The sequence below is a fragment of the Pleomorphomonas sp. PLEO genome (assembly GCF_041320595.1).
In the GTDB taxonomy this organism is placed as follows: domain Bacteria; phylum Pseudomonadota; class Alphaproteobacteria; order Rhizobiales; family Pleomorphomonadaceae; genus Pleomorphomonas.
The window spans coordinates 2848587-2873374 of record NZ_CP166625.1 but is presented as its reverse complement, the minus strand read 5'-3'; the positions used below and the strand labels follow the sequence as shown (position 1 = coordinate 2873374).

The 24788-nt window shown below is 62.2% G+C and carries 24 protein-coding genes; 14 read left to right on the top strand and 10 right to left on the bottom strand.

From position 1 onward, the window contains the following. Positions 1-11: 11 nt before the first annotated feature. Together cysQ and AB6N07_RS13335 are read right to left on the bottom strand one after the other, a co-directional pair. On the bottom strand, positions 12-836 hold the full coding sequence (gene cysQ, locus AB6N07_RS13340; RefSeq protein WP_370673580.1) for a 3'(2'),5'-bisphosphate nucleotidase CysQ: 825 nt from the start codon (positions 834-836) through the stop codon (positions 12-14). Between the two features lie 73 nt (positions 837-909). Beyond that, entirely contained in the window at positions 910-1563 is a 654-nt protein-coding gene (locus AB6N07_RS13335; RefSeq protein ID WP_370673579.1) for a glutathione S-transferase family protein, read from the bottom strand. Positions 1564-1705: 142 nt separating this feature from the next. Here AB6N07_RS13335 and AB6N07_RS13330 point away from each other — a divergent pair, with 142 nt between their 5' ends. The 7 genes from AB6N07_RS13330 to AB6N07_RS13300 all read left to right on the top strand — a co-directional run bounded on the left by AB6N07_RS13330 (position 1706) and on the right by AB6N07_RS13300 (position 10230). Next, positions 1706-2140 carry an EamA family transporter gene (locus tag AB6N07_RS13330; RefSeq protein WP_370673578.1) on the top strand — a complete coding sequence of 145 codons (435 nt, stop codon included), beginning with the start codon at positions 1706-1708 and terminating at the stop codon, positions 2138-2140. 230 nt (positions 2141-2370) lie between these two features. After that, positions 2371-3408 carry a LacI family DNA-binding transcriptional regulator gene (locus tag AB6N07_RS13325; protein WP_370673577.1) on the top strand — a complete coding sequence of 346 codons (1038 nt, stop codon included), beginning with the start codon at positions 2371-2373 and terminating at the stop codon, positions 3406-3408. A gap of 273 nt (positions 3409-3681) precedes the next feature. Continuing rightward, positions 3682-4935, top strand: coding sequence for an ABC transporter substrate-binding protein (locus AB6N07_RS13320; protein ID WP_370673576.1), 1254 nt, complete (start codon positions 3682-3684; stop codon positions 4933-4935). A gap of 187 nt (positions 4936-5122) precedes the next feature. Continuing rightward, positions 5123-6037, top strand: a complete 915-nt coding sequence (locus tag AB6N07_RS13315; RefSeq protein WP_370673575.1) for a carbohydrate ABC transporter permease — start codon at positions 5123-5125, stop codon at positions 6035-6037. Further along, positions 6034-6858, top strand: a complete 825-nt coding sequence (locus tag AB6N07_RS13310) for a carbohydrate ABC transporter permease (protein WP_370673574.1) — start codon at positions 6034-6036, stop codon at positions 6856-6858. The genes AB6N07_RS13315 and AB6N07_RS13310 overlap by 4 nt, the downstream gene beginning before the upstream one ends. Positions 6859-6868: 10 nt before the next feature. Next, entirely contained in the window at positions 6869-9115 is a 2247-nt protein-coding gene (locus tag AB6N07_RS13305) for a glycoside hydrolase family 2 TIM barrel-domain containing protein (RefSeq protein WP_370673573.1), read from the top strand. A gap of 32 nt (positions 9116-9147) precedes the next feature. Next, positions 9148-10230 carry an ABC transporter ATP-binding protein gene (locus tag AB6N07_RS13300; RefSeq protein WP_370673572.1) on the top strand — a complete coding sequence of 361 codons (1083 nt, stop codon included), beginning with the start codon at positions 9148-9150 and terminating at the stop codon, positions 10228-10230. A gap of 87 nt (positions 10231-10317) precedes the next feature. Here the strand turns inward: AB6N07_RS13300 and AB6N07_RS13295 are convergent, their stop codons facing one another. From AB6N07_RS13295 to AB6N07_RS13280, 4 genes are all read right to left on the bottom strand, one after another. After that, entirely contained in the window at positions 10318-10911 is a 594-nt protein-coding gene (locus AB6N07_RS13295; RefSeq protein ID WP_370673571.1) for a hypothetical protein, read from the bottom strand. Between the two features lie 173 nt (positions 10912-11084). Then, the gene (locus tag AB6N07_RS13290; RefSeq protein WP_370673570.1) at positions 11085-11909 is read right to left on the bottom strand and encodes a transglutaminase N-terminal domain-containing protein; all 825 of its coding nucleotides are present in this window, start codon (positions 11907-11909) and stop codon (positions 11085-11087) included. A gap of 4 nt (positions 11910-11913) precedes the next feature. Further along, a complete protein-coding gene (locus AB6N07_RS13285) occupies positions 11914-12855 on the bottom strand; it encodes an alpha-E domain-containing protein (protein ID WP_370673569.1) in 942 nt (313 codons plus the stop codon). Positions 12856-12859: 4 nt separating this feature from the next. Continuing rightward, positions 12860-14320, bottom strand: a complete 1461-nt coding sequence (locus AB6N07_RS13280) for a circularly permuted type 2 ATP-grasp protein (RefSeq protein ID WP_370678234.1) — start codon at positions 14318-14320, stop codon at positions 12860-12862. A gap of 259 nt (positions 14321-14579) precedes the next feature. On the opposite strand from AB6N07_RS13280, the gene AB6N07_RS13275 reads away from it, so the two are divergent. From AB6N07_RS13275 to AB6N07_RS13255, 5 genes are all read left to right on the top strand, one after another. After that, positions 14580-15293 (top strand): PRC-barrel domain-containing protein, encoded by a 714-nt coding sequence (locus AB6N07_RS13275; protein WP_370673568.1) that lies wholly within the window; start codon positions 14580-14582, stop codon positions 15291-15293. Between the two features lie 513 nt (positions 15294-15806). Beyond that, positions 15807-16844, top strand: coding sequence for an ABC transporter substrate-binding protein (locus AB6N07_RS13270; RefSeq protein ID WP_370673567.1), 1038 nt, complete (start codon positions 15807-15809; stop codon positions 16842-16844). Further along, positions 16841-17875: a FecCD family ABC transporter permease gene (locus AB6N07_RS13265; protein WP_370673566.1), complete on the top strand. Its 1035-nt coding sequence runs from the start codon at positions 16841-16843 to the stop codon at positions 17873-17875. The genes AB6N07_RS13270 and AB6N07_RS13265 overlap by 4 nt, the downstream gene beginning before the upstream one ends. Then, the gene (locus tag AB6N07_RS13260) at positions 17865-18653 is read left to right on the top strand and encodes an ABC transporter ATP-binding protein (protein WP_370673565.1); all 789 of its coding nucleotides are present in this window, start codon (positions 17865-17867) and stop codon (positions 18651-18653) included. The genes AB6N07_RS13265 and AB6N07_RS13260 overlap by 11 nt, the downstream gene beginning before the upstream one ends. Further along, complete coding sequence (locus tag AB6N07_RS13255) at positions 18650-19408, top strand: molybdate ABC transporter substrate-binding protein (RefSeq protein WP_370673564.1); 759 nt, start codon at positions 18650-18652, stop codon at positions 19406-19408. The genes AB6N07_RS13260 and AB6N07_RS13255 overlap by 4 nt, the downstream gene beginning before the upstream one ends. On the opposite strand, the gene radC is transcribed toward AB6N07_RS13255, so the two are convergent. Next, entirely contained in the window at positions 19401-20102 is a 702-nt protein-coding gene (radC, locus tag AB6N07_RS13250) for a DNA repair protein RadC (protein WP_370673563.1), read from the bottom strand. The genes AB6N07_RS13255 and radC overlap by 8 nt on opposite strands. A 213-nt stretch (positions 20103-20315) precedes the next feature. On the opposite strand from radC, the gene AB6N07_RS13245 reads away from it, so the two are divergent. Continuing rightward, complete coding sequence (locus tag AB6N07_RS13245) at positions 20316-20651, top strand: pyrophosphatase (protein WP_370673562.1); 336 nt, start codon at positions 20316-20318, stop codon at positions 20649-20651. Positions 20652-20657: 6 nt separating this feature from the next. On the opposite strand, the gene AB6N07_RS13240 is transcribed toward AB6N07_RS13245, so the two are convergent. Continuing rightward, entirely contained in the window at positions 20658-22640 is a 1983-nt protein-coding gene (locus AB6N07_RS13240; RefSeq protein WP_370678233.1) for a DUF4139 domain-containing protein, read from the bottom strand. Positions 22641-22889: 249 nt separating this feature from the next. Between AB6N07_RS13240 and AB6N07_RS13235 the strand changes: the two genes are divergently transcribed. Further along, complete coding sequence (locus tag AB6N07_RS13235) at positions 22890-23132, top strand: DUF1178 family protein (protein WP_370673561.1); 243 nt, start codon at positions 22890-22892, stop codon at positions 23130-23132. Between the two features lie 6 nt (positions 23133-23138). Here the strand turns inward: AB6N07_RS13235 and map are convergent, their stop codons facing one another. Together map and sfsA are read right to left on the bottom strand one after the other, a co-directional pair. Then, on the bottom strand, positions 23139-23969 hold the full coding sequence (gene map, locus AB6N07_RS13230; protein WP_370673560.1) for a type I methionyl aminopeptidase: 831 nt from the start codon (positions 23967-23969) through the stop codon (positions 23139-23141). Between the two features lie 106 nt (positions 23970-24075). Next, complete coding sequence (gene sfsA, locus AB6N07_RS13225) at positions 24076-24765, bottom strand: DNA/RNA nuclease SfsA (RefSeq protein ID WP_370673559.1); 690 nt, start codon at positions 24763-24765, stop codon at positions 24076-24078. Between the last annotated feature and the right edge of the window lie 23 nt (positions 24766-24788).

Here is a 24788-nt window from a genome sequence, read left to right as displayed (position 1 = left end):
CGAAATATGGATCACACCAGGTAGTGGCTAAACGCGACAAGGTGCAAATCGGATGCGGCAATGAACGACGGATTAGCAAAATCGGCAAGGCCGGGCCGGTCCCGCTTGCCATACGGAAAGGGCGTGCCGTCCGTCAATGCCACGATGCCACCGGCCGCCCTGAGCACAGCGTCGCCGGCCGCCGTGTCCCATTCCATGGTCGGCCCGAAACGCGGATAGATATCCGCTTCGCCGGCGGCGATCAGGCAAAATTTCAGCGATGAACCGATCACTCGCCGCTCGGCTACGGCAATGGTTGGTCGGAATGCATCGGTGGCGGCCGTGGCATGGCTGCGCGAGAGGAGTAGCGTTGCCCCCTCCGTCGGCAGCTCACGCACGTGGATCGGTCGCCGCTCGCCGGCGACGCTGCCGTCGACGGCCATCTCCCAAGCCCCATCCGATCCACCAGCGAACAGCCGACCGACGGCCGGCGCATGAACCACCCCCATCACCGGCACGCCATGCTCGATGAGCGCAACGTTGACGGTGAACTCGCCATTGCGATGGATGAACTCCTTGGTGCCATCGAGCGGATCGACGAGAAAGAAGCGATCCGCGGCGGGTGGCACGCGGCCAGCCGCGACGCTCTCCTCGGCAACAACAGGCACACCGGGAGCAAGGCGCTCAAGCGCGGCGAGCAGTACCGCCTCGGCCAGCCCGTCAGCTTCCGTCACCGGTGAAGCGTCGGCCTTGAAAGCAACGTCGATCGGCCGGGCGTAGACGTCGAGAATGATACGGCCGGCCTCGATCGAGGCGGTGATCAAGCCGTCGAGCAGTCCAGGATTGGCGATGGTCATGGAGGGCTCCCCGGCGGTAAAGGACTAGGCCGCATGTGGCAGCATGGGCGGAAGCTGTCAACGGATCGCGGCGTCACTCGGCATCGCGCTTTTCCCACATCGCCTTGAAGCTCGGCCGCGCCTGGCAACGCGTAAGCCAAGCCGCCACCTTAGGGAAGCCTTGGAACAACTCGGAATGCCCCTGCCCGTAACGGATGATTTCGGCGAGCGCCAGATCGACGACCGTGAAGCGATCACCAACGGCGTAGTCGGTGCCCGCCAGATGAGCCTCGAAGGCGGCGAACGGTCGCTTCAGCGCTTCACCGATGGAAACGAGCTTCGCCTTGCCGTCATCGATCTGCCAATCACCGCGCTCGTCTCCCTGAGTAACGAGAATGGTGAGCGTCTCCACCGTCGTCGCACCCCACAATAGCCATTGCAGCATCCGGCCCTCCTCGGCGAGATCTGCGGGCGCCAGCGGGCCACCATGCTTCTTGGCGAGATAAAGAAGGATGGCAAGCGACTCGGTCAGCACCAATCCGTCATCGTCGATGGTGGGAATTTGCCCCATCGGATTGACGGCGAGGAAGGACGGCGTCTTGGTGTTAAGCGGCGCGTCGGCGGCAAGCGGGTTCGGTACCTTGCGGGCCTGGATAACCGGCTCCTTGCGAAAGGCGAACCCAAGCTCTTCGGCAAGCCAGTAGAGGCGCGACGCGCGCGATTTGTAGACACCGTAGATGGTCAGCATGACGAAGCCCTCGATTGCGCCGGCACTGTGGAATCTTCGTCATCGTTTGGCAATCGCCGGAGCTGTCCGTTCTGGAGGCCACGTCGCCCCAGAGAGATCCGGCGGCGCTAGCCTTCGCACTCATTGAAAGGAACGTGCCGCCATGAAAAGCCTCCTCCAGCTCTGGCAGATATGGGCCCTCCTGTCGGCCGTCTTCGCGGCGGCCACCGCCCTTCTTGCCAAGGTGGGCGTCGCGGCGATCAGTTCAGATCTCGCCACGCTCATTAGGACGGTCGTCGTGCTGGCTCTTGCCGCCCTCATCGTCGCCTTTGGCGACGGTTTCAGACAGCTCTCGACCGTTCCCGGCCGCGCTTGGCTGTTTCTCGTGCTGTCTGGCTTTGCCACCGGCGCGTCCTGGCTCTGTTATTTCCGGGCATTGAAGCTCGGCGACGCGGCGCGTGTCGCACCGGTCGACAAGCTGTCGGTCGTCTTCGTCGCCATCTTCGCCGTGCTCTTCCTCGGTGAACGCCTTTCGCCGCAGGGGACTGCCGGCGTGGCGCTGATCGCCGTCGGAGCCATGCTGGTAGCCTGGCAGTAAACCGTTAGCCGGCCCGGCTCTTTCATCGGCCAAGCCTTTACACTGACAGACAATTGCGAGTAACAGAAAGCCCGCTTCTTCGCCGGATTCTCCGGCGGCGACCAACGGATGCCGACCGGTCAGCATTCGTCTTTGGGATGATTTAGTAAAACTTTACTACCCGAGATGGTCATTTCGCCATAGACTGGAACGGTCGATCCGTGTTTGGGCAGCCGGCTGAGAGTGCGCGAATGGTCACGATCAAGGAAATCGCCAAGGCGGTCGGAGTTTCCTCAGCTACCGTTTCGCGCGTCCTGAACTACGACACCACGCTATCGATCACCGAGGCGAAGCGGCAGGCCATCATCGAAACCGCCGAGCCCCTCAATTATCAGACACCGCGCAACCGACCGCGCCCGCATCGGATACCCATACAATCCGACCACGCCGGGGCCCGCATCGGCATCGTGCATTTCCTACGCCCTGATGAGGAATTGGCCGATCCCTACTATATCGGCGTTCGCATGGGTATCGAGGCGCGAGCCCGTGCCAACCGCGTCGAGGTACAGATCATCTATCGTTCCACCGGGCTGCCGGCGGCTGAGGATTTGCAAGGAGCGGCCGGTATCATTGCTCTCGGCATGCACACCGACGCCGAGATCGACTGGGTGCGTCAGATCAACGCCAATCTTGTATTGGCCGATTTCGCCCCGAACATCGACCAGTTCGACATCGTCGCCTGTGACCTGTCCTTTGCAATCAAGCGCCTGCTCGACCACCTCTACGCTGCGGGTTATCGCCGTTTCGGCTTTCTTGGCGACGACCGCCCCTCGGGCAACGTGCTCTATCCGGCCAACGAGGAGCGCGCAAAGACCTTCCGGGAATGGACCGAGAAGAAGGGGCTGTTCAACCCCGCCCATTACCTGCTCGCCGAGAATCTCCGCTTCGAAAGCGGCTATCGCCTCGCCTGCCAGCTGATGGCCGAAGCCGAGCTACCGGAGATCGTCGTCACCTCCAACGACAACGTGGCGATCGGCGCCTACCGCGCCATTCAGGAGCGCGGCCTGCGCATTCCCGCCGACATAGCCGTGGCTAGTTTCAACGACATTCCGGCCGCCCAGTTCCTGGCGCCGCCGCTCACCACCGTCCGCATTCCCGCCGAACGCATCGGCGAGAATGCCTTCGATATGCTGATGGAGCAGCTCAACGGCCGCGACTATGTCAAGCGCGTCACCATCGCCACCGAGCTCATCTGGCGCGATAGCTGCCGTCGGCCGGACGGGATCTGAGCACGATCGACCACGACCGGCAGGTCCTCATCCTTACTGATCCGCAGACCGACGAAAGCCGCACTGCGGAGGTCCGCACATATCCTAATTGGTCATCCCGCCGCGATTGGATTCCGCCAACCGCGCAGGTAAACTATTTACCTCTGAGCCCGATTTCGCAGCAACAAAAAGCTGGTAAAATTTACTAAACACCGTCTTGCTTCGGGCGAATGAGTATCGGATATTGCCCCCGAGAGGCTGAGGACGCCTCGGACACGTAAGTGGAGGAACTGCATGAACCGCAAAACCGTTGCGCTCGCCTTTGCGGGCGCCAGCCTGTTTGCCATCGCGGCCGCTCAGGCCGCCGAGGTCACCGTCTGGTGCTGGGACCCGAATTTCAACGTCGCCATCATGAAGCAAGCCGGTGAGATCTACGCCAAGACTCATCCGGACTTCAAACTCAACGTGGTCGACTTTGCCAAGGCCGATCTTGAGCAGAAGCTGCAGACCGGCCTTGCTTCCGGCGTCGCCGACGGCATGCCCGACATCGTCCTCATCGAGGATTACGGCGCGCAGAAGTATCTGCAGTCCTTCCCCGACTCCTTCGCCCCCCTCAGCGACAAGGTCGATTACTCCGGCTTTGCCGATTACAAGGTCAAGCTCGCCACCCTCGACGGCAAGGTCTACTCCATGCCCTTCGACTCGGGCGTTGCCGGCATGTTCTATCGCAAGGACATGATCACCGCCGCCGGCTACACGCCGGCTGACATGCAGGACCTCACCTGGGACAAGTACGTCGAGATCGGCAAGGCCGTCGAGGCCAAGACCGGCAAGAAGATGATGGGCTTCGACCCCAACGACGGTGGTCTCGTCCGCGTGTTGATGCAGTCCGCCGGTGGCTGGTATTTCGACAAGGACGGCAAGCTTTCGGTCGAAGGCAACGTCGCCCTTAAGGGTGCTCTCGACGTCATCCAGAAGATCCAGGTGAACAACATCTTCCGTCCAGCGGCCGGCTGGGCTGACTGGGTCGGCAGCTTCACCTCGGGCGAAGTGGCGACCGTCGTCACCGGCGTCTGGATCACCGGCACCGTCAAGTCGCAGGCCGATCAGTCCGGCAAATGGGGCGTCGCCCCGCTTCCCAAGCTGAGCGTCGAAGGCGCCACGCACTACTCGAACCTCGGTGGTTCGAGCTGGTACGTGCTGTCGGGTTCCAAGGCCAAGGATGAGTCCATAGATTTCCTCAACGAGATCTACGCCAAGGACATCAACTTCTACCAGAAGATCCTGGTCGATCGCGGCGCGGTCGGTTCGCTGCTCGCCGCCCGCAACGGCGAGGCCTACAAGTCGAACGACGCCTTCTTCGGCGGCGAGCCGATCTGGCAGAACTTCTCAGACTGGCTGGCCAAGGTTCCCTCGGTCAACTACGGCACGTTCACCAACGAAGTCGACTCGGTGGTTTCCGCCCACCAGCCCGACCTTGCCAAGGGTACCTCGGTCGACGACGTGCTCAAGGCGATTGACGCGCAGGCACAGACCCTCGTTCAGTAACGACACGGCGCGGGCGGCATCAGCCGCCCGCCCACACCCCGCGGACGCGCGACCATCGGCGCGACCGCTGACCGGCGAGACACGCTCGCCGGGCGCGGACAAGCCGGACCATTACGCACATATCTGAATCATCGGCGCTTCCCCCCGGAAGATGCCCGAGAGCCCCGCTCTGCCGGAACGGTGACCCATGTCAGCAATCTCCACTAGGCCCAAGAGGCCGCGCTTCGACGTCAACGGCTGGCTGTTCGTCGGCCCTGCGCTGGCGCTGATCGCCATCTTCATGGTCTTTCCGATCCTGCATTCGCTTTGGATGTCGTTCCAGTCGGGCCTCGGCATGCGCCTGTCGTTTGCCGGGCTCAAGAACATCTACCGGCTGTTCAACGACCCGCTGTTCTTCATGGCGCTGACCAATACCTTCATCTTCTTCCTGGTGCAGGTGCCGGTCATGCTGACGCTGGCGCTAATCACCGCCGCGCTGCTCAACAATCCGGACATCAAGTTTCGCGGCGTCCTGCGCACGGCGATCTTCCTGCCCTGCGTCACCTCACTGGTCGCCTACACCGTGCTGTTCAAGTCGATGTTCGTCGCCAACGGTCTGGTCAACACGGTGCTGATCAACCTCGGCATCGTCAATGTCGGCATTCCCTGGATGACCGACCCGTTCTGGTGCCGCGTCATGATCATCATCGCCATCACCTGGCGCTGGACCGGCTACAACATGATCTTCTATCTGGCGGCCATGCAGAACATCGATCGCTCGGTTTATGAGGCCGCCCGCATCGACGGCGTGCCGACCTGGGCCCGCTTCGTGTCCCTCACCGTGCCCATGCTGAAGCCGGTGATCCTGTTCACCACCGTCACCTCGACGATCGGCACCCTCCAGCTGTTCGACGAAGTGTCGACCATCACCGGCGGCGGTTCGGCCGGCGGCGCGGCCGGCCCCGGCAACTCGGCGCTGACGCTGTCGCTCTACATCTACAATCTGACATTCAAGTTCGCTCCGAACCTCGGCTACGCCGCCACCGTCTCCTACGTCATCGTCGTCCTGGTGGCGGTCCTGTCCTTCCTGCAATTCTATGCCGCCCGGGAGCGCAAGGCATGATCAGCTACGGCTTGAAGCAGCGGATCGCATCCGTCGTCGTCTATATCTTCCTCGCCATCATGGCCTTCCTCTCGGTCTTTCCCTTCCTGTGGATGCTCATCGGCGCCACCAATACGACGTCGGACATTATCAAGGGCAAGATGAGCTTCGGTGAAGCGCTGGTCGTCAACGCCACCGCCTTCTTCTCGCAGGTCAATGCGCCGCTAATCTTCTGGAATTCGGCCAAGATCACCATCATCGCCACGGTGTTGACGCTGCTCGTCTCCTCGCTGGCCGGCTACGGCTTCGAGGTCTTCTCCTCGCGCTTCCGCGAGAAGCTCTACACCCTGATGCTCCTGACCCTGATGATCCCGTTCGCGGCGCTGATGATCCCGCTGTTCATGCTGATGGGCCAGTTTCACCTCATCAACACCCATCTCGCGGTGGTGCTGCCCACCGTCGCCTCGGCCTTCATCATCTTCTACTTCCGCCAGTCGACCAAAGCCTTCCCGCACGAGCTACGCGATGCCGCCCGGGTCGACGGCCTGAAGGAATGGCAGATCTTCTTCCTGATCTACATGCCGGTGATGCGTTCGACCTACGCGGCCGCCTTCATCATCGTCTTCATGACAGCCTGGAACAGCTATCTGTGGCCGCTGATCGTGCTGCAGTCCAACGACACCAAGACCATCACGCTGGTCATCTCCTCGCTCGGCTCGGCCTACTATCCCGACTACGGCGTGGTGATGATCGGCACGGTCCTCGCAACCATTCCCACCCTCTTCGTCTTCTTCGCCATGCAGCGCCAGTTCGTCGAAGGCATGCTCGGCTCCGTCAAGTAACAGGTTCAAAATGCGCAAGACCATCAACTGCAACACCGCCTGGACCTTCCATGAGGGCTTCTCGGCCGATCTCGCCGCCGCCTTCCGCAAGGGCGAAGCCGTCAACCTGCCGCACAACGCAGTCGAGCTGCCCTACAACTACTTCGACGAGACCTGCTACCAGCGGCCGTTCACCTACCAGAAGGTCGTTGCCTGGCGGCCGGAATTCGAGGGTCGCGAAGTGGCCCTGGTGTTCGATGGCGCCATGGCCGACAGTGTCGTCTACCTCAACGGCGAGCAGGTCGTGGCCCATTCCGACGGCTACACCCCCTTCACCGCCCGCCTGACCGACCGTCTGGTCGAGGGCGACAACCTGATCACCGTCAAGATCGACGGCTCCGAGAACCCGGCCATTCCCCCGTTCGGTGCCCAGATCGACTACCTCACCTATGCCGGCATCTATCGCGACGTCTGGCTGCGCATCACCGCGCCGGTTTCCATCGGCAACGTCAAGATCGAGACGCCCGACGTGCTGGCCGCCAAGAAGACGGCGAAGGTCCGCGTCGACATCGCCAATCCGCGTGGGCTGAAGCTGGCCGGCCGGGTGTCGGTGACGCTGAAGGCCGCCGATGGCAAGACGGTCGGCCACGCCGACGCCTCCTATACCGGCGACAGCGTCACGCTCGAACTGAAGGATCTCGACGGCATCGCCCTGTGGGACGTCGACAACCCGAACCTTTATGAAGCCGTCGTCGAGCTGGTCCATGAGAGCGGCGACGACACGCTATGCGTCAACTTCGGTTTCCGCTCCGTGGAGTTCACGCCGCAAGGCTTCCGCCTCAACGGCAAGCCGCTGAAGCTGCGCGGGCTCAACCGCCATCAGTCCTTCCCCTATGTCGGCTACGCCATGGGCCGCCGGGCGCAGGAGCGCGACGCCGAGATCCTCAGGAAGGAACTGAAGGTCAACGTCGTCCGCACCTCGCACTATCCGCAGTCGCCCTGGTTCCTCGACGCCTGCGACCGCCTCGGCCTCCTGGTGTTCGAAGAGATTCCCGGCTGGCAGCACGTCGGCGACGAAAGCTGGCGGCAGCTGTCGATCGACAACGTCCGCTCCATGATCGAGCGCGACTGGAACCATCCCTCGATCATCATCTGGGGCGTGCGCATCAACGAGTCGCAGGATTTCCACGACTTCTACACAGCGACCAACAAGCTCGCCCATGAGCTCGATCCCACCCGCCAGACCGGCGGCGTGCGCTACATCACCGACAGCGAGCTCCTGGAAGACGTCTACACGATGAACGACTTCATCCAGGGCAACGAGGAACTGCCGGGCGCCAACCGCCCGCGCACCGCCCTCCGCCTTCAGGGGGAGACCACCGGCCAGAAGAAGCCGGTGCCCTACATGGTGACCGAGTTCAACGGCCACATGTACCCCACCAAGCGCTATGATCAGGAGCAGCGGCAGGCCGAGCACGTCTCCCGCTATCTCTCCATCCTCAACGCCGTCTATGGCGACCCCAACATCTCCGGCTCCACCGGCTGGTGCATGTTCGACTACAACACCCACAAGGACTTCGGCTCCGGCGACCGCCTTTGCCATCACGGCGTGATGGACATCTGGCGCGAGCCGAAATTCGCCGCCTGGGTCTACACCAGCCAGTGCGACCCGTCCGAGGAAGTGGTGCTGAAGCCGGTCACCTATTATGCCCGTGGCGAGCGCAATATCGGCGGCATCCTGCCGTTGATCGTGCTGACCAACTGCGATGAGGTCGAACTCCGCTACGGCGCCGACGTCGTCAAGCGCGTCAAGCCCGACCGGGAGACCTACCCGCACCTGCCGCACGCGCCCGTCGTCATCGACCAACGCGCCTTCTCGGCCGAGGAACTCGGCCTGTGGGGCATGAAGTGGGAAGAGGCGACCGTCACCGGCTATGTCGATGGCAAGCCGGTGCAGTCCGTCAAGTTCGCCGCTGATCCGGTGCCGACCACGCTGGCGGTGAAACCCGACTGGACCACGCTGTCAGCCGAACCCAAGGACTCGGTGCGCGTCGCCATCCACGCTCTCGACCAGCTCGGCAACCTCCTGCCCTTCCTCGACGAGGCGGTGCATATTGAGGTGAGCGGGCCGGTAAAGCTGCTCGGCCCGTCGGAAGTGGTCCTGAAGGGCGGCGTCGTCGGCTTCTGGCTTGAGACTACCGGCGGTGCCGGCGATGTCGTGGTCAAGGTCGCCAGCCATCGCTTTGGCGAGACCATCCTCACCCTCAAGGCCGGCTGAACGGCGCAACCGATAGAAGCGGAAAGCACATCATGAGTGAGGTTTCCCTCAGGGACGTGAGGAAGTCCTTCGGCGTGGTCGAGATCATCAAGGGCGTCGACCTCGACATCAAGTCGGGTGAGTTCGTCGTCTTTGTCGGTCCGTCAGGCTGCGGCAAGTCGACGCTGCTGCGCATGATCGCCGGCCTGGAAAACATCTCCTCCGGCGAGCTCGACATCGGCGGCGAGCGGATGAACGAGATCGACCCCTCGCAGCGTGGCATCGCCATGGTGTTCCAGTCTTATGCACTCTATCCGCATATGACGGTGCGCGAGAACATGGGCTTTGCGCTGCGCTTCGCCGGCCTGCCCAAGACGGAGATCCGCAAGCAGGTCGACGAGGCGGCGCGCATCCTCGAGCTCGAGCCGCTGATGGATCGCAAGCCGAAGGCGCTCAGCGGTGGCCAGCGCCAGCGCGTCGCCATCGGCCGGGCCATCGTCCGCCATCCCAAGGTGTTCCTGTTCGACGAGCCGCTCTCCAACCTCGATGCCGAGCTGCGCGTCCACATGCGCATCGAGATCGCCAAGCTGCACCGTGAACTCGGCGCCACCATCGTCTACGTGACGCACGATCAGGTGGAGGCGATGACGCTGGCCGACAAGATCGTCGTGCTAAGGTCTGGCATCGTCGAGCAGGTGGGCGCGCCGCTCGAACTCTACGACAACCCCGCCAACCTGTTCGTTGCCGGCTTCATCGGCTCGCCGAAGATGAACTTCCTGAAGGGCGTGGTCGAGGGTGGCGGCGCCGGCCGCGCCGAGATCCGCCTTCCCGATTTCGGCAACGCCGTGGTGCCGGTGGCGCTGAAGGGCGAGGCGCCAGCCGTCGGCACGCCGGTGACCTTGGGCATCCGCCCGTCGCATTTCTCCGAAACCGGCGACGCCTTGCTGCCGGTCACCGTCGACATGCTGGAGCATCTCGGCTCGGAAACGCTGATCTACGCCCGCTCGGCCGCCTCCGACCTGATCACCATCGCCATGCAGAGCCGCCCGAACATTGCGATCGGCGACACGCTGACCGCCCGCTTCCCACCCTCCGCGGCACTGATCTTCGGCGCCGATGGCAAGCGCATCTACTGACGCCCCTCCCTCGTCAGGATACGGCAAGGCCGGGCACCCCTCACGGGGTCCCGGCCTTCCCTATTGTCAGCTGGTCTTTACTTGAGTTCAGTAACAGGGGCCATCCACCGCCGGCCGCTCCACTGAAAGAAGATCGTCGACCTGCTCCTTAAGAGACTTTCTTGCGCCCATCTTTCGAAGCTCCGACAAAGCTTCTCCGAAGCCTTGCGGGCCCGTACATTCTTGTTCCAGTCGAGTAAGAGAATTATCGGCGATTGCCTGTTTGAGGGTCTGCGCTCCAATGCCTTCGGCCCGATCGAGGATCTCGCGCTGAGTAACGGGTTCAATGGAGTTTCGCTCGGCGAACTCTCCAATTCGGCTGACTGCCGACATTAACGATGAGCGCGTTTCGTCGTCATTGATGTGGCAAGCTTCATTCATGGCCAGAAACAAAAGATAAGTTTGCAGCGCACACATTACAGCACCATGACCGCTCTTATCCTCCGTCATAGTGTGAATTTCCCCGCCAACTCGTTCTTGTTGGACGATAACGTTGCCCTTAAGCTTGAGCTCTCGCGTTTCCACGCCATCGACTATCTGCCAAGGCGTGTTGGCGAAAAGCTTATTGAACTCATCGCTTGGCTGAGCCGAGGCTGCGCTACCGATTCCCAGGCTAGCGAGAGCGGCGACGATCAAACCCATACGGAGCATACTGCAACCTCATCGGCACCTCCCCGAAGCTGAGGAGGCAAGACCCGACGTTCTATCTATCTGCGCGATTTGATGCGCGCAATAATTGTGCAGATGGGACGACAGTACGTGCGGCGATACCGCCCCATAGTCCAAAAAGATTCAAAGATGTCAGGAACTGCCTGTCACAGCCGATCGGCCGCCACGGTCACCGTTACCGAGGCCGAGACACCACCGCGATCGGCCATTCGGATCCAGGCCGCTCCCGATTGGTCGAGCGCCGAGGCGACGCGCACGTAGGCATCTGTCGGGCAAGTATCGTTTCCGGCATCGAAGCCAACCCAGCCGAGACCGGGGATCAGCGCCTCCGCCCAGGACGCAAGCGCGCCAGTGGCCGTCGCGTCTTCTTGCCAAACGTAGCCGGAAACGAAACGGGCCGGCAGCGACAGGCCACGCGCCGCCGCAATGAACAGGTGAGCAAGGTCGGCGGGCGTGCCGCGCGCCTCGGCAAGCACGGTATCGGCAGCGACTTCGCGCACCCCGCAAAGCTCTGTCGGATCGGCGGTCAGCGCCTCGACCTCTTCGTAGATAAGGTGCATCAGCGTGTGGCAGAGGTCGAGCGGCTCGCCATCGGACAGTGTCTTTGCCTTGTCGGCAAAGGACATGACGGTCGACGTTCGTGAAGTGGCCCGCGTCTCGCGCAGAAAGACGGCCGGCGGGATGCGATCAAGCGGCGCACCCTGCAAAACGCCGGTGGTATCATCCACCTCCACTTCGCCCTCGGCGGCAATCGCGACTTCGTCGAGCGGCCCCTCGACGGCGAAATCATGGACGATGTTGCCAAAAGCGTCGGACGTACGCGCCTGTCGGCAGTCGCCGGTAATGTCGAGATGCCAGCCACGCACATACTGCCCATCGAAGGTGCGTGGGCAGAGGTGCAGCGAGCGACTGGCCAGCATGACCGGTTCATCGTAGCGGGCGACGATGTCGTGACGGATGCGCAGGCGCATCGGCTTACCCCAAATACTGTTCGGCGATGGTGTCGCCGAGATTGGCGTTGTCAACAATGAAGCTCTCGAGGAATTCCTTGAGGCCGATGGCGAACAGGCCAGGCAGCGAGGTATCCTGGAGCTGACTGAGCAGCATGCGCGCCTTGCGCTGGCTCGCACCTTGCCTGCCATAGTCGCGCGACAGACTGTCGAGGTTGAGCGTGACTTTCTCGTAGCAGGACACCAAAGAGCGCGGCATCTCCGGCTTTAGGATCAGGAATTCTGCGACGAGATTGGGCTTCAGGTTGTCGCGGTAGACCCAGTGATAGGAGGTCAGCGCCGACACCGAGCGCAGGATCCACGACCATTGGAAATAATCGGCACTGCCGCCGAGCGACGGCCGACTTGGATCGAGGACGTCGGCCTTAAGCGCCAGCATACGGGCGGTGAAGTCGGCGCGCTCGATAAACGTGCCGAGACGCAGGAAGTAGTAGGCGTCGTTCCTCAGCATGGTCCGGTAGGCCGAACCATCAAAACGCAGCGACAACTCCTTCACCCGCGACAGGAAGTCGGAAAGCTCCTGTCGGGTCAGGTTGGGAATGTTGACGCCACGGGTTTCCATCCAGCCGGAGTTGATCGTCTCCCACATGTCCATGGTCAGCGCCGTCCGGACCGAACGGGCGTTGGCACGGGCGATATCCAGGCAACAGCGGATTGACGAGGGGTTGGCGGTCGAGAAGGCAAGATAATCGACGACAGTGCGCTGCGTCGCTTGTGTGTACTGTTGGTTGAAAAGGTCAAGCGTGCCGGTTCCGTCGACGGCCATCTCCCATTCGTTACGCCCTCCTTCGGCGGCGATGGGCGTGGCGGAAAGACGTGTGGCGGCCTCGATGAGCCGGGCGGTGTTCTCGGCGCGTTCGACGTAGCGGGCGAGCCAGTAGAGGCTATCGGCATGGCGACTCAGCATGGTGTCAGCCCCCCTGCGATTGCGATTGCGACTGGGAGACGCTGGCCGGTGGCGACGCGTCGTCGACCGGATCGTCGATGATCCAGGTATCTTTGGTGCCGCCGCCCTGGCTGGAGTTGACGACCAGAGATCCGTCCTTCAGCGCCACGCGCGTAAGCCCGCCGGGCACGATGCGCACCTTGTCGGCGCCGGTCAGCACGAAGGGGCGCAGATCGATATGGCGCGGTGCCACACCTTCGCCGACGAAGGTCGGCGAGGTGGACAGCGCCAGCGTCGGCTGGGCGATGAAGCCGTCGGGATCGGCGACCAGCCTGGCGCGGAAAGTCTCGATCTGTTCCTTGGTCGATTTCGGGCCGACCAGCATGCCATAGCCGCCCGATCCCTGGACCTCCTTGACCACCAGCTCGGGGAGATGGTCGAGCACGTAGCGGAGACAGTCGGGCTCGCGGCAGCGCCAAGTCGGAACGTTCTTCAAGATCGGCTCCTCGCCGAGGTAAAAGCGCACGATATCCGGCATGTAGGTATAGATCGCCTTGTCGTCGGCAACACCGGTGCCGACGGCATTGGCCAGCGTCACGTTGCCGGCGCGATAGGCCGAGATCAGGCCGGGGATGCCGAGCATCGAATCCGGTCGGAACACCATGGGATCGAGGAATTCATCATCGATACGACGGTAGATGACGTCGACGCGCTTGGGCCCGCGCGTCGTGCGCATGTAAACAACCTCGTCGAGCACATAGAGGTCGCGTCCCTCGACCAGCTCAACGCCGAGCTTATCGGCGAGGAAGGAGTGCTCGTAATAGGCCGAATTAAGCGGCCCCGGCGTCATCAGCACCACGGTTGGCTCTGCCGGCGCCGAGACCGGAGCAAGCGAACGCAGCGAGGTCAGAAGTTCGTCGGGATAGTTCTCGACCGGTTGAATGCGCCTCGAGGCGAATAGGTCCGGGAACAAACGCATCTGCACGTCCCGATTCTCCAGCATGTAGGAGACGCCGGAGGGCGTGCGGGCATTATCCTCGAGAACGTAGAAATCCTTGTCGTCGGTGCGGATGACGTCGATGCCGGCGATCTGCACGTAGACGTCGTGCGGCAGCTTGAGGCCGACCATTTCAGGCCGGAAAGCGGAGTTCTGATAGACGAGGTCGGCCGGTACGATACCGGCTCGGATGATCTCCCCTGCCCCGTAAATGTCGGCGAGAAAGCGGTTGAGCGCCGTTACGCGTTGCGTCAACCCTTTCGACAGCGTCGCCCATTCGCTGCCGGTCAGCACGCGCGGCACGATATCGAAGGGAATGATGCGCTCTTCGGCTTCAGCGTCGCCATAGACGGCAAAGGTGATGCCTATCCTTCGGAACAAGAATTCCGCTTCTTTTTGAAGGCGTTTAAGGTTTTCTGGGTCGGAATTGTCGAGCCAGGCCTGGATGGTCCTATAGGCGGGCCGGACGCCCTGCCCGAACCCGTTCATCTCGTCGAAAGCCGGCAATCCCGTTCCTCCGCCGTTTCCTCGGCATCACTGCCACTGATGAATTAAGCGGCAAACCACAGCGAAGGGCAAGAAACATCATGGAGCAAATAGGGGTGGCATTTGCCCATAGAATAGGCAAGCGATTGTTGCGCCGACAGTGAGAGGACGATTCCGCACCCAGAGATTTCGGAAAATTTTGGAACAATCGGCGATCTGCGCGGTTTAGGAGACCCTGACCACCTCAGAAAGGGATTCACCCATGAAAACCCGTCTTCTCCCCGTACTGCTGCTCACCGCGACCTTCCCGTTTGCCGCGCTTGCCCAGAGTTCAAACACCAGTCCAAGTGGCACAGGTGGAACCTCGTCCTCCAGCAACAACGACACTGGGACGAGCAACAACACGACCAGCTCGCCTGGCACAGGTGGCACTTCGTCCACCAGCAATAGCTCGGACACTTCCGGCTCTGCCGCTACCCCCGGCGCGCCCGGAACGGGCGGAACATCGGCAGCCTCCTCCGGCACCGGCGCCGCCGGCGCCGACGGCAGCGGTACTGGTGCGACAAGCACCAGCGGCTCTGCCGGCGTGGCCAGCGCTGAGACATTCGTGACGATCCCAGGCTCGGGTGCTTGGCGGGTTGGCGACCTGCAGGGCAAGACCGTCTACAGCGTTGATGGCGCCAATATCGGCGAGATCAACGATATCCTCGTAAGCCAGAATGGCAGCGTGAACGCAGTCATTATCGGCGTCGGCGGCTTCCTGGGAATGGGAGAGAAGAACGTCGCCGTTAACGTGAGCGCCCTGCAAATGGCCCCGAGTGAGATGACTGGCGCCACGGGAACCGACAGTTCGAACAGCGCTGGCACGGCCGCCACCAGTCCGGCCGGCGCGAAGAGTAGCGATCGCATTGTTCTCAATGTGACGCGCGACCAGCTCGAAAAGGCTCCGGCCTTTACCGGAATGATGTCCAAGTAATTTCAAGACCGAACAGGAAAATAGGCCCCCGCGGATCCTCCGCGGGGGCCTATCACATTTGGACGACTTGCATCTGCCCGCTGGACGGACTTGGACCGAGATATGCCGACAGCCTCGATGAGGATTGGGGAAGGTCGAAAAATCCGGACCAATTTAGCCGTCTTGATCAATATCGCGAACGACCTCCCTACAATCGGATTCTCAATGATCAGAGCCTGGCCCGAAACTCTACTGGGGCGGGCATCTAGCTTCGAATTCTGCGCTTCCGGTGCTCACGAACCTCAAGTTCGCTCCGCTCCGGTTCTCGAATTCATCGCTATCTGCCTAGCCACCAGCGAATTTCGAGTCAGACTCTCAGGTCGCTCTGGCCAGCAGGCACGCCACATCCCGGTGGTACTGATCAAAAGCGTTATATACCATATGGAATAACGAAGCGTTTTGTGGTTGGAAGATTGGATCGCCGTCCGCAGCGAAGGAAATCCAATGCTTACCGCAGGCCGTTTCAAACCATTGATGAAAGCCGCTCTCGTAATAAGCGGTCTCTTGTGCTCGGGATCGGCCTGGGCCGATAACGTGGTCACCGACCAGATCGGGCGCACCGTACACATCCCCGACACGATCAATCGTGTGGTGATCTTGCAGCATCAGACCCTCAATATCGCTGTTCAGCTCGGTGAAATGAACAAAGTCGTTGGCGTTCTGGAGAGCTGGAAAAAGCAGCTTGGTGCCAACTATGTTCGGCTCGCGCCTACCCTGCCCAAGCTTCCAACGCCCGGCGACCTGACCAAGGTGAACATCGAGGATCTGCTGAGCCTCAAGCCCGACGTCGTATTCGTCACCAACTACGCCCCTGCCGATATGGTGAAGCAGATCGAGAACGCCGGCCTGCCGGTAGTCGCCATTTCCCTGCTCGATGTCCCGCCTGAGGAAGCGGTGAAGTTGAACCCGTCAGTCAAGGATGAACCGGCGGCAATCGATTCCGGTTTTGCCACCGGCGTAAGGCTGATTGCCAATATTCTCGGGGACCGTGAGCGCGGCGAAGCGCTGATCGCAGCCACCACCAAAAGCCGCAAGCAGGTCGCAGACAGGCTTGCAGACATTCCGCCTGATCAGCGCATACCGGTCTATATGGCCAACCCCGACCTTCACACCTACGGGCATGGCAAATACACCGGCCTGATGATGCAGCGGGCCGGCGCGAGCAACGTCGCCGACTCCTTGGCCGGCTTCACGCAGGTGACGATGGAAGACGTCCTGAAATGGAATCCGGCCGTCATCTTCGTGCAAGAGCGCTATCCGGACCTCATCAAGGAAATCGACAGTTCTCCGGCTTGGTCGACCATTGACGCCGTCAAGACGAAGAAAGTCTACTTGATGCCGGAATACGCCAAGGCTTGGGGATACCCGATGCCCGAAGCCATGGCGCTTGGCGAACTGTGGATGGCCAAGGTCCTTTATCCCAGCCGCTTCGCCGACATCGACATGCAGACCGAGGCCAACGCCTACTATCGCCAGTTCTACGGCGTCGACTACGTAGCCCCGGCGCAATGAGGTTCTCAATCAGGCCTGGCCGGCCGCCGCGCGCCACCACCACGGGTCTCGTCCTGCTGGTGATGGCGGCCGCGGTGGTCGCGCTCGGCATTGGTCGGTACGGCATTCCGCTAACCCGTGTGGTCGGCATCATCCTGGCGCCCATCGTCCCGCCGGTCGAGCCGGTGGGTGCCACGGAGGCGAATGTCGTCTTCACCATTCGCCTGCCGCGCATCCTTCTGGCTCTCATGTCGGGAGCCAGCCTGTCGCTGGCCGGTGCGACGTTGCAGGGCGTGTTCCGCAACCCGCTGATCGGGCCGCAAGTCATCGGCGTGTCCTCCGGAGCCGCCTTTGGCGGCACGCTCGCCATTCTCCTCGGCGCCACGCACGTCGGCCTGCTCGGCTCGGCCTTCGCGTGCGGCGTCGCGGCAATCGTCCTTGTCTATGCGCTCAACGACGTCATCGCCCGCCGCAACATACTGGCCCTGGTGCTGGCAGGCGTGGTGATCAATGGCTTCTTCACAGCGTTGGTCAGCCTCGTGCAATATGTCGCCGACAGCGAAGACACCCTGCCGACTATTGTGTTCTGGCTGATGGGCAGCTTCGCGACGGCGAGCTGGGACAAGCTCAACCTCGTCGCCGTCCCGATGCTCGCCGGTTGCGGGCTACTGCTGGCGTTGCGCTGGCGGATCAACATCCTGTCCCTCGGCGACGAGGAGGCCCGCGCGCTCGGCATCAAGGTTGAGCGACTGCGCTGGTTCGTGCTCGTCCTGGTGGCGGTGGTTGTGGCTGCCCAGGTTGCCGTCAGTGGCATCATTGGTTGGATCGGGCTGGTGGTGCCCCACATGGCGCGCATTCTGGTCGGCCCCGACCACCGGTCCCTGATGCCGGCCTCGTTGCTGATCGGCGCCCTCTTCCTGCTCATCATCGACACGGTGGCGCGTACCCTCACGGCGACGGAAATACCCCTGGGAATCCTGACGGCGCTGATCGGCGCACCGGTCTTCGCCCTCCTCCTGCGCAAAACCGAAAGGGGTGGCCATGACGGATGACGGTGCCCTCCTCACGATCGAGGCGGCGAGTCAGTCCTACGATGGAAAGCGCTGGCAGTTTCGCAACCTCGACTTATCGTTGAGGGCTGGCGAAATCACCGCCGTGCTCGGTCCCAACGGTCGTGGAAAATCCACCCTGCTCCGCGTATTGGCCGGCCTGCTCACACCGACCACCAGCCGGAAGCTCGACCTGAATCCGCGGACCGGCTTTGTCCCGCAGGCCTATTCAGGCTCGTTTCCCTACAGCGTGCTCGACGTGGTGCTGATGGGCCGCGCCCGCCACATCCCGCTCTTCCGGATGCCGAGCAAGGACGACGTCGAAAAAGCGATGGCGGCACTGGAGGCAACCGGCATGGCCGGTTTCGCAGGGCGCGGTATCGATGCCCTTTCGGGTGGCGAACGCCAGCTGGTGCTGATCGCCCGCGCGTTGGCCGGCGACAACGCCGTTCTGCTCCTCGACGAGCCAGCCTCCGCGCTGGACCTCAAAAATCAGGACGTGGTGTTGACGCTGCTCGGTGACCTTGCCGACCGGCATCGCATTGCCATCGCTTTCACCACCCATCAGCCGAACCATGCGATAACGGTCGCCGACAACGCCCTCATCATGTTGGAGGGGGCGGATACCCTGTTTGGGCCGATTGGCGATGTGCTGACCGAAGCCAACCTGAAGGCGCTCTACGGTCTGCCGATCGTCTCGGTGCCGCTCGATCGAACCGGAGCACGACAGAGCGCCTTCGTTCCGCTCTACCATTCTCGCGATGACAGGGGCCATGCATGACTGAACCGCTTCCGCCCATCCGGGTTCTCGCCGCCGGTAGCCTTCGCCATGCTCTTCCGGCGATCATCGAAGCCTTCGGCGCCGAAACCGGCATTGCCGCTTCGCTGTCGCTCGGACCAGCAGGGTTACTGAGGGAGCGAATCGAAGCCGGCGAGGCATTCGACCTTTTCGCGTCGGCCAACATGGCTCATCCCCAACGCCTTGCAGCGGTAGGCTTGGCGCAACCGCCAACCTGCTTTGCCCGCAACAGGCTTTGCATTGTGGCCCGGGCTGAGTTGGGTTTGACCGAAAGTAACTTCCTTTCGGTCCTTGCCGATCCCACGGTACGCATCGGTACATCCACGCCGGGAGACGATCCAGCCGGCGACTATGCCTTCGAGATGTTCGACCGCATCGAGGCAAAGCAGCCCGGCCTCGGCATTGATCTCAAGAGACGCGCACAAAAATTGGTCGGCGGTCGTAACACGCCGCCACGGCCGCCGGACCGTGGGCCGGGATGGGCGATCAAGGAGGGCTTGGTCGATCTGATGGTGAGCTACTGGTCAAACGTCCGCTTATCAACGGACGATCCAGCCTTCAGCGTTGTTCCCGTTCCGCCAATGCTGGCCCCGACGATCAACTACGGCGTGGCGCTGGCTCCAGTGGCCGACGAAGCTGCCCGTCGATTACATGACTTTCTTTTGTCGGACCGTAGCTGGCCTATCCTCACCGCTACCGGGTTCCAGCCGCGATTACCGCGCGACGATCTCAGATGAGCTGCAGGCCCTTGAGACTGGCGTGACCGTCGCGACCGATAATGATGTGGTCATGCACGGCGATGCCAAGCGGCGTGGCGGCGTCGATCACTTGCTTGGTCATGGTCACATCGGCCCGCGACGGCGTCGGATCGCCCGATGGATGGTTGTGCACTAAAATGACGGCAGTGGCGGCCAGCTCCAGCGCCCTCTTCACCACTTCGCGCGGATAGACCGGCGTGTGGTCGACGGTGCCGGTCTGCTGCACCTCGTCGGCGATCATCTGGTTTTTCTTGTCGAGGAAGAGAACGCGGAACTGCTCGCGATCCTCATAGGCCATGGCGGTGCGGCAATAATCAATCACCGCCGACCAGGATGACAGGATCGGCCGCTTCACCACACTCGACCGGGCAATGCGGCGCGACGCGGCGTGTACGACCTTGAAGTCGAGAACCGTGGCCTCGCCAATGCCCTTCACCGTCTTGAGACGAGCTTCCGACGCGCCGATCACCTCGGCGAACGAGCCGAAGGCGGCCAGCAATTCCTTGGCGAGCGGTTTGACGTCCTGGCGGGGAATCGACCGGAACAGGACCAGTTCCAGCAACTCGTAATCGGCGATCGCCTCGTCGCCGGCAGTGCGAAAGCGTTCGCGCAGCCGTTCGCGGTGGCCGGTGTAATGCGGCGGGTTGATCTTGCCGCCCTGAAGCTCGTTCATGGTCGATTCCGTTGTAGCCCGAGCCAGCCTAGAGCATTGTGCGGAAAAGTGGAAACCGGTTTTCCGCAAAAACAATGCGACAACAAAGAACTAGAGCAACGCGCGTTCGTCAGAGCGCACGTTGCTCTAGCAGATTTGGCGACAAGGCATACTGACAGCGTCGAGACAGACGGCATGCTCCTCTTGCCGGGACAATCCGAAGGGAGAATCTCCATGTCCAGCCCGTCTCTCAACGCCCTCGCCGACCGTCTGGAGGCGATCTCGACCGCTTATGCCGCCACCTATGCCATCGACCGGAGCGGCGATTGGTTCCTTCTGAAAGTACAGGAGGAAATGGGCGAGATGACCCAGGCCTGGCTCTCCCGTACCGGCCGTTCGCGTCGGCACGCCAATGACGGGGCGGAACAGCTTCCCGCCGAAGTGGCCGATGTTTTCTGTCAGCTGCTGCTATTCGCCCGCGCCGCCGGCATCGATCTCGACACGGCGGTGCGGGAGAAATGGCTGCGTTGGGAGCCCGTCTACGGGTTGCCGAGCGAGGTATCAGACTGAGATGTCTCAGAACGCGGCAATCGCCGCATCGAGCGCGGTCCGTTCCCGGTCGGCCCTTGCCTGCGCTTCGGTCCGCGCAGCCTCGGCCTCCTCGATCGCCTTTTCGGTGCGCGTGAGTTTGGCGATATATGACTTGGCACTGTCGGAGGTTTCCGGAAGAGCGCCAAGGTTGGCACGGATGCGCTCCTGCTCGTCAGACTGCCGTTTGAGGGTCTGATCTGCCTTCTCAATCGACCGTTGAGCATCCGCAACGCGCCCCTTGATGGCGGCGAGCTCCTTTAGTTTGCGGGCCATCGCCGGTTCGATGTCACGGATCGAGGCATAGCTCAGCAGCGATTCAGCAGTAGTGTCGGCTATCCGGATTTCATACGTATCTGGGAGGGTCTCTGTCACCCGAACAATCTTGGTTGTACCTGCCGAAATCTTGGTTCTGAGGCGCAACCAACCCCGCTCGTTGGACACCACTTCGGCATCAGTGGTCGCCTCGGTGCCACTGAATTTGTCATGATCAATCATTACTGTGCGTGCCTCGCCCTTAGGCGCAGTGAGGCGATAAAGGGTGGTGTAAACGTTCGACCTCCGAAAGCTCAGAACACCGTCGCGGCTGGAAAGACCGACAATGGTCATCTGTTGCTTTTGGTCTTTGACAACTTGTGTCTTCGGATCTGCGGCAAATGCAGCGAAGCGCTTCTCACCGGGCGGAATGCCCGCCACCTGTGCGTCCCCGAGATAACCATCCGGCCCATAGACCGTGAAGATGCCCGGCGGCACGCTCTTGCCGGTAGTATTCGATAGGAAAACGGCTGCCTGCGGCGCCATGCCATTGCCATCACGCCATAGCGACACGAGGTCGGCGTCGATATCGGCATCGATGATCGGCACTGTCAACGTCTCGCCAGCCTTAAGGGTCACTGGTTGTGGTAGCGCGAAAGTAACGCCAACGTCGCCCTCAACCGAGACGGCCTCCGGGCCGCGCGACGGTTCGACTGGTGCAGGCGCGGCTTGTGCTCGCATTGCCGTCAAGCCCAACGGCTCGTCCCCAGGCAGATCGGCCTCGCCTTCCATTGACTCATCAAGAGCACCACCCGCCGGTGCGCCATCGACGATCGGATTGATCGCACCACCCGGCAGCAGCAGTGGCGCCTCGCGCCTCTCGCGCCAGTACATGTCGACGAGGCGCTGCTTGAGCGCCACCGGATTGGCCGACGACAGCGTTAGCTGGACTCCGCTCCAGTCGTCCCCACTGCCATTCTCGAGCACAGCCCAGCCCTGAACGCGATATTTGCCGCCATCGGCCGGCACAATGCGATAGGCGGCCTTCCACACCGGCGCTGCGACCACGTAGGAAAGCCGTACCGTGCGCGCGCCCTTCCCTGTCGTTTCGATGCTGAGCGTGCGGAAATTGGCGTCGGCCGCCATTCGAACGGCGGAAATCGCCGCGTCAAGGCGTGCCTGCAAATCCTTGTCGGCGAAGGTGATACTCGCTCCGGGGCCAAGCAACACTTCGGCGAAACTGCCGTCGTCCTGGCGTAGCGTCACCGCCGGCAGCTCGATCGGTTGCCCCTGGGTCGCGCGCGGCACCTTGCTGACACCGAGAATGACACCGCTTGCCTTGTGGCCGGCGCCATCGTCAATCGTCGCCGCATAGCCGGCCATGGCGGCGGCGATGGTGGCCGTGGAGGCGAGATCCTCACGCTTCAGCGGCAGGCGTTTGAACGCCTCGCCAACGGCGTTGGCGCCGTCGAGGGTAACAGAGACGATGGAGCCTCCGGGGTCGCTGACGAGAAGGCTCTTGAGAACATCGTCGGCCTGGTCGGCGGGAATTTGCAGCGCCAGATGGCTTTCACCCGCCGCGAGATCGACGTTGCGAACGATCTCGGCCAGCCCTCCCGACGACAACAGCACGGAACCCACCTTGTCATCGGCAAAGGCCGTGGTTGCCAGTACGAGAGGCGAAGCGGCGCTCAAAAGCGCGGCGGCAAACAACATCGATTTCACGTTGATCTCCCCCGAGACACGGTTGCATCCTATGGCCCGATCCTGCCCCAGGATTGAGATGCCGCGAAGACAGACCTGTGGCGGCTTCGAGGCCTTGAGCATCGCAATCGTGCATCCGTCAGCACGCATGACGATCCACGCACCGGCTAGAGCCTGGCTCCTAGGGGGAACTGCGCTTGACAGGATCGGCCGTCGCGGCGACCTATCAGCCACGACAACACGAGAGACCACGGCCCAGCCATGATCCATTTCAACCTGCACTGCGCCGCCTGCGGCCACGACTTCGACGACTGGTTCGGCGGCAATGCCGACTGGGAGGCAAAGAAGGCCGATTACGCCTGCCCGTCCTGCGGTGTTGCGCATGTCGAAAAGGCCCTGATGGCCCCCAGCGTGGGAGCAGCCAAGGCGTCGTTCGCAGCCGAACCGGGTTGCAACCCGTCGAGCTGCGCCAATCCCGGCTGTCCGATGGCCGCCGGGTGCTGAGAACCTTCAGGCAGCCTTCAGCGGCGGTTTGAACAGGCCCTTCGGCGACAGCGTGAAGATCTCGCAGCCCGCATCGGTGACGCCGACGGCGTGTTCGAACTGCGCCGATAGCGAACGGTCGCGCGTTACCGCCGTCCAGCCGTCGGACAACACCTTCACATGCGGCCGGCCGAGATTGACCATCGGCTCGATGGTGAAAATCATGCCCGGCTTCAGCACGGGACCTTCGCCTTTGCGGCCGTAATGCAGGATATTCGGCGTGTCGTGGAATAGCTTGCCGACGCCGTGGCCACAGAAATCGCGTACCACTGAGCAGCGCTCGCTCTCGACATATCTCTGAATGGCTTCGCCGATATCACCAGTGGTGTTTCCGGGCCGTACGGCGGCAATGCCGCGCATCAGCGACTCATGCGTCACATCGATCAGCCGCTCGGCCGCGCGCTTGATGACGCCAACGCCATACATGCGCGAGGAATCGCCGTGCCAGCCATCAACAATGAAGGTGACGTCGATGTTGACGATGTCGCCCTCGCGCAGCGGCTTGTCATCGGGAATGCCGTGGCAGACCACATGGTTGATCGAGGTACAGACCGACTTGGTATAGCCGCGATAATAGATGGTGGCCGGCAGGGCGCCATGATCGCAGCCATAATTATAGACGAAGTCGTCGATCTCCTGCGTGGAAACGCCCGGCTTGACGATATCCACGAGCTCATCGAGGCAGCCGGCGGTCAACTGACAGGCCTTGCGCATGCCGTCGAAGTCGGCCGCGGTGTAAAGGCGAATGTCTCCGGTGTTGCGCAGCGGAGCGACCGCCGCGTCGACATAATTGATCATCGGATCAACCAACCTGTATCTGGCATTGGAAGCCGAACGGCCTCGTGTTTTCGTCGTCATATACCCAAGCACCGCGCCGAGTACACGGCTGTGTTTCACTATTCTGTCAGAAATCGGGTCGGATTTCGATTCCCTCCGGCGTGATCACGGTGCGCGCCACCAGCATTTCGACGCCGGCTGCGCGAGCCGCCCCCGCCGCCATGGCGTAAGCCGGATCGATATCGGCGGCGAGCTCGAAGCGATCACAGTCGCCGCGCTGTACGAGATAGACAAGGACGGCCCGTGCTCCGGCTTTGACCACGGCGGCAAGCTCGGCGAGATGTTTTGCCCCACGCGCGGTAACGGCATCGGGAAACTCGGCCATCCCCACCTTGCGCGACAAAGTGACGGACTTGACCTCGACATAGCAGGGCGGGCGTCCCGCGCCTTCTAGCAACATGTCGACACGACTGCGCGCGCCGTAGGGCACCTCGCGACGCAGCGTCTCGTAGCCGGCAAGGGTGGGAATGCGCCCCTCAGCGATCGCCTCGGCGACGATGCGGTTGGAAAGGCCGGTATCGATGCCGACCAGCGTAACGTCCACCTCGATGAGCTGCCAGCTCCAGGCAAGCTTACGCTTCGGATTGTCGGAACGGGAGAGATAGACGCGAGAACCGGGCGTCGCAAGGCCGAGCATGGAACCCGAATTGGCGACGTGGGCGGTTACCTCCTCGCCACTGTCCAGAAGACAGTCGGCGAGGAAGCGTTTGTAACGGCGGACGAGCCGGCCGGGAACCAACGGAACGGGAAAGCGCATGACGCCTTGTTCCCCGTTCCCGG

Coding starts and splice junctions, on each gene's coding strand:
- AB6N07_RS13305 (WP_370673573.1), top strand. CDS start 6,869: ATGCGCAAGACCATCAACTGCAACACCGCCTGGACCTTCCATGAGGGC.
- AB6N07_RS13270 (WP_370673567.1), top strand. CDS start 15,807: ATGAAAGCCGCTCTCGTAATAAGCGGTCTCTTGTGCTCGGGATCGGCC.
- AB6N07_RS13295 (WP_370673571.1), bottom strand. CDS start 10,911: ATGGGTTTGATCGTCGCCGCTCTCGCTAGCCTGGGAATCGGTAGCGCA.
- AB6N07_RS13280 (WP_370678234.1), bottom strand. CDS start 14,320: ATGAACGGGTTCGGGCAGGGCGTCCGGCCCGCCTATAGGACCATCCAG.
- AB6N07_RS13275 (WP_370673568.1), top strand. CDS start 14,580: ATGAAAACCCGTCTTCTCCCCGTACTGCTGCTCACCGCGACCTTCCCG.
- AB6N07_RS13265 (WP_370673566.1), top strand. CDS start 16,841: ATGAGGTTCTCAATCAGGCCTGGCCGGCCGCCGCGCGCCACCACCACG.
- AB6N07_RS13335 (WP_370673579.1), bottom strand. CDS start 1,563: ATGCTGACCATCTACGGTGTCTACAAATCGCGCGCGTCGCGCCTCTAC.
- AB6N07_RS13255 (WP_370673564.1), top strand. CDS start 18,650: ATGACTGAACCGCTTCCGCCCATCCGGGTTCTCGCCGCCGGTAGCCTT.
- AB6N07_RS13310 (WP_370673574.1), top strand. CDS start 6,034: ATGATCAGCTACGGCTTGAAGCAGCGGATCGCATCCGTCGTCGTCTAT.
- AB6N07_RS13235 (WP_370673561.1), top strand. CDS start 22,890: ATGATCCATTTCAACCTGCACTGCGCCGCCTGCGGCCACGACTTCGAC.
- AB6N07_RS13245 (WP_370673562.1), top strand. CDS start 20,316: ATGTCCAGCCCGTCTCTCAACGCCCTCGCCGACCGTCTGGAGGCGATC.
- sfsA (WP_370673559.1), bottom strand. CDS start 24,765: ATGCGCTTTCCCGTTCCGTTGGTTCCCGGCCGGCTCGTCCGCCGTTAC.
- AB6N07_RS13320 (WP_370673576.1), top strand. CDS start 3,682: ATGAACCGCAAAACCGTTGCGCTCGCCTTTGCGGGCGCCAGCCTGTTT.
- AB6N07_RS13240 (WP_370678233.1), bottom strand. CDS start 22,640: ATGTTGTTTGCCGCCGCGCTTTTGAGCGCCGCTTCGCCTCTCGTACTG.
- AB6N07_RS13330 (WP_370673578.1), top strand. CDS start 1,706: ATGAAAAGCCTCCTCCAGCTCTGGCAGATATGGGCCCTCCTGTCGGCC.
- radC (WP_370673563.1), bottom strand. CDS start 20,102: ATGAACGAGCTTCAGGGCGGCAAGATCAACCCGCCGCATTACACCGGC.
- cysQ (WP_370673580.1), bottom strand. CDS start 836: ATGACCATCGCCAATCCTGGACTGCTCGACGGCTTGATCACCGCCTCG.
- AB6N07_RS13315 (WP_370673575.1), top strand. CDS start 5,123: ATGTCAGCAATCTCCACTAGGCCCAAGAGGCCGCGCTTCGACGTCAAC.
- AB6N07_RS13325 (WP_370673577.1), top strand. CDS start 2,371: ATGGTCACGATCAAGGAAATCGCCAAGGCGGTCGGAGTTTCCTCAGCT.
- map (WP_370673560.1), bottom strand. CDS start 23,969: ATGATCAATTATGTCGACGCGGCGGTCGCTCCGCTGCGCAACACCGGA.
- AB6N07_RS13285 (WP_370673569.1), bottom strand. CDS start 12,855: ATGCTGAGTCGCCATGCCGATAGCCTCTACTGGCTCGCCCGCTACGTC.
- AB6N07_RS13290 (WP_370673570.1), bottom strand. CDS start 11,909: ATGCGCCTGCGCATCCGTCACGACATCGTCGCCCGCTACGATGAACCG.
- AB6N07_RS13260 (WP_370673565.1), top strand. CDS start 17,865: ATGACGGATGACGGTGCCCTCCTCACGATCGAGGCGGCGAGTCAGTCC.
- AB6N07_RS13300 (WP_370673572.1), top strand. CDS start 9,148: ATGAGTGAGGTTTCCCTCAGGGACGTGAGGAAGTCCTTCGGCGTGGTC.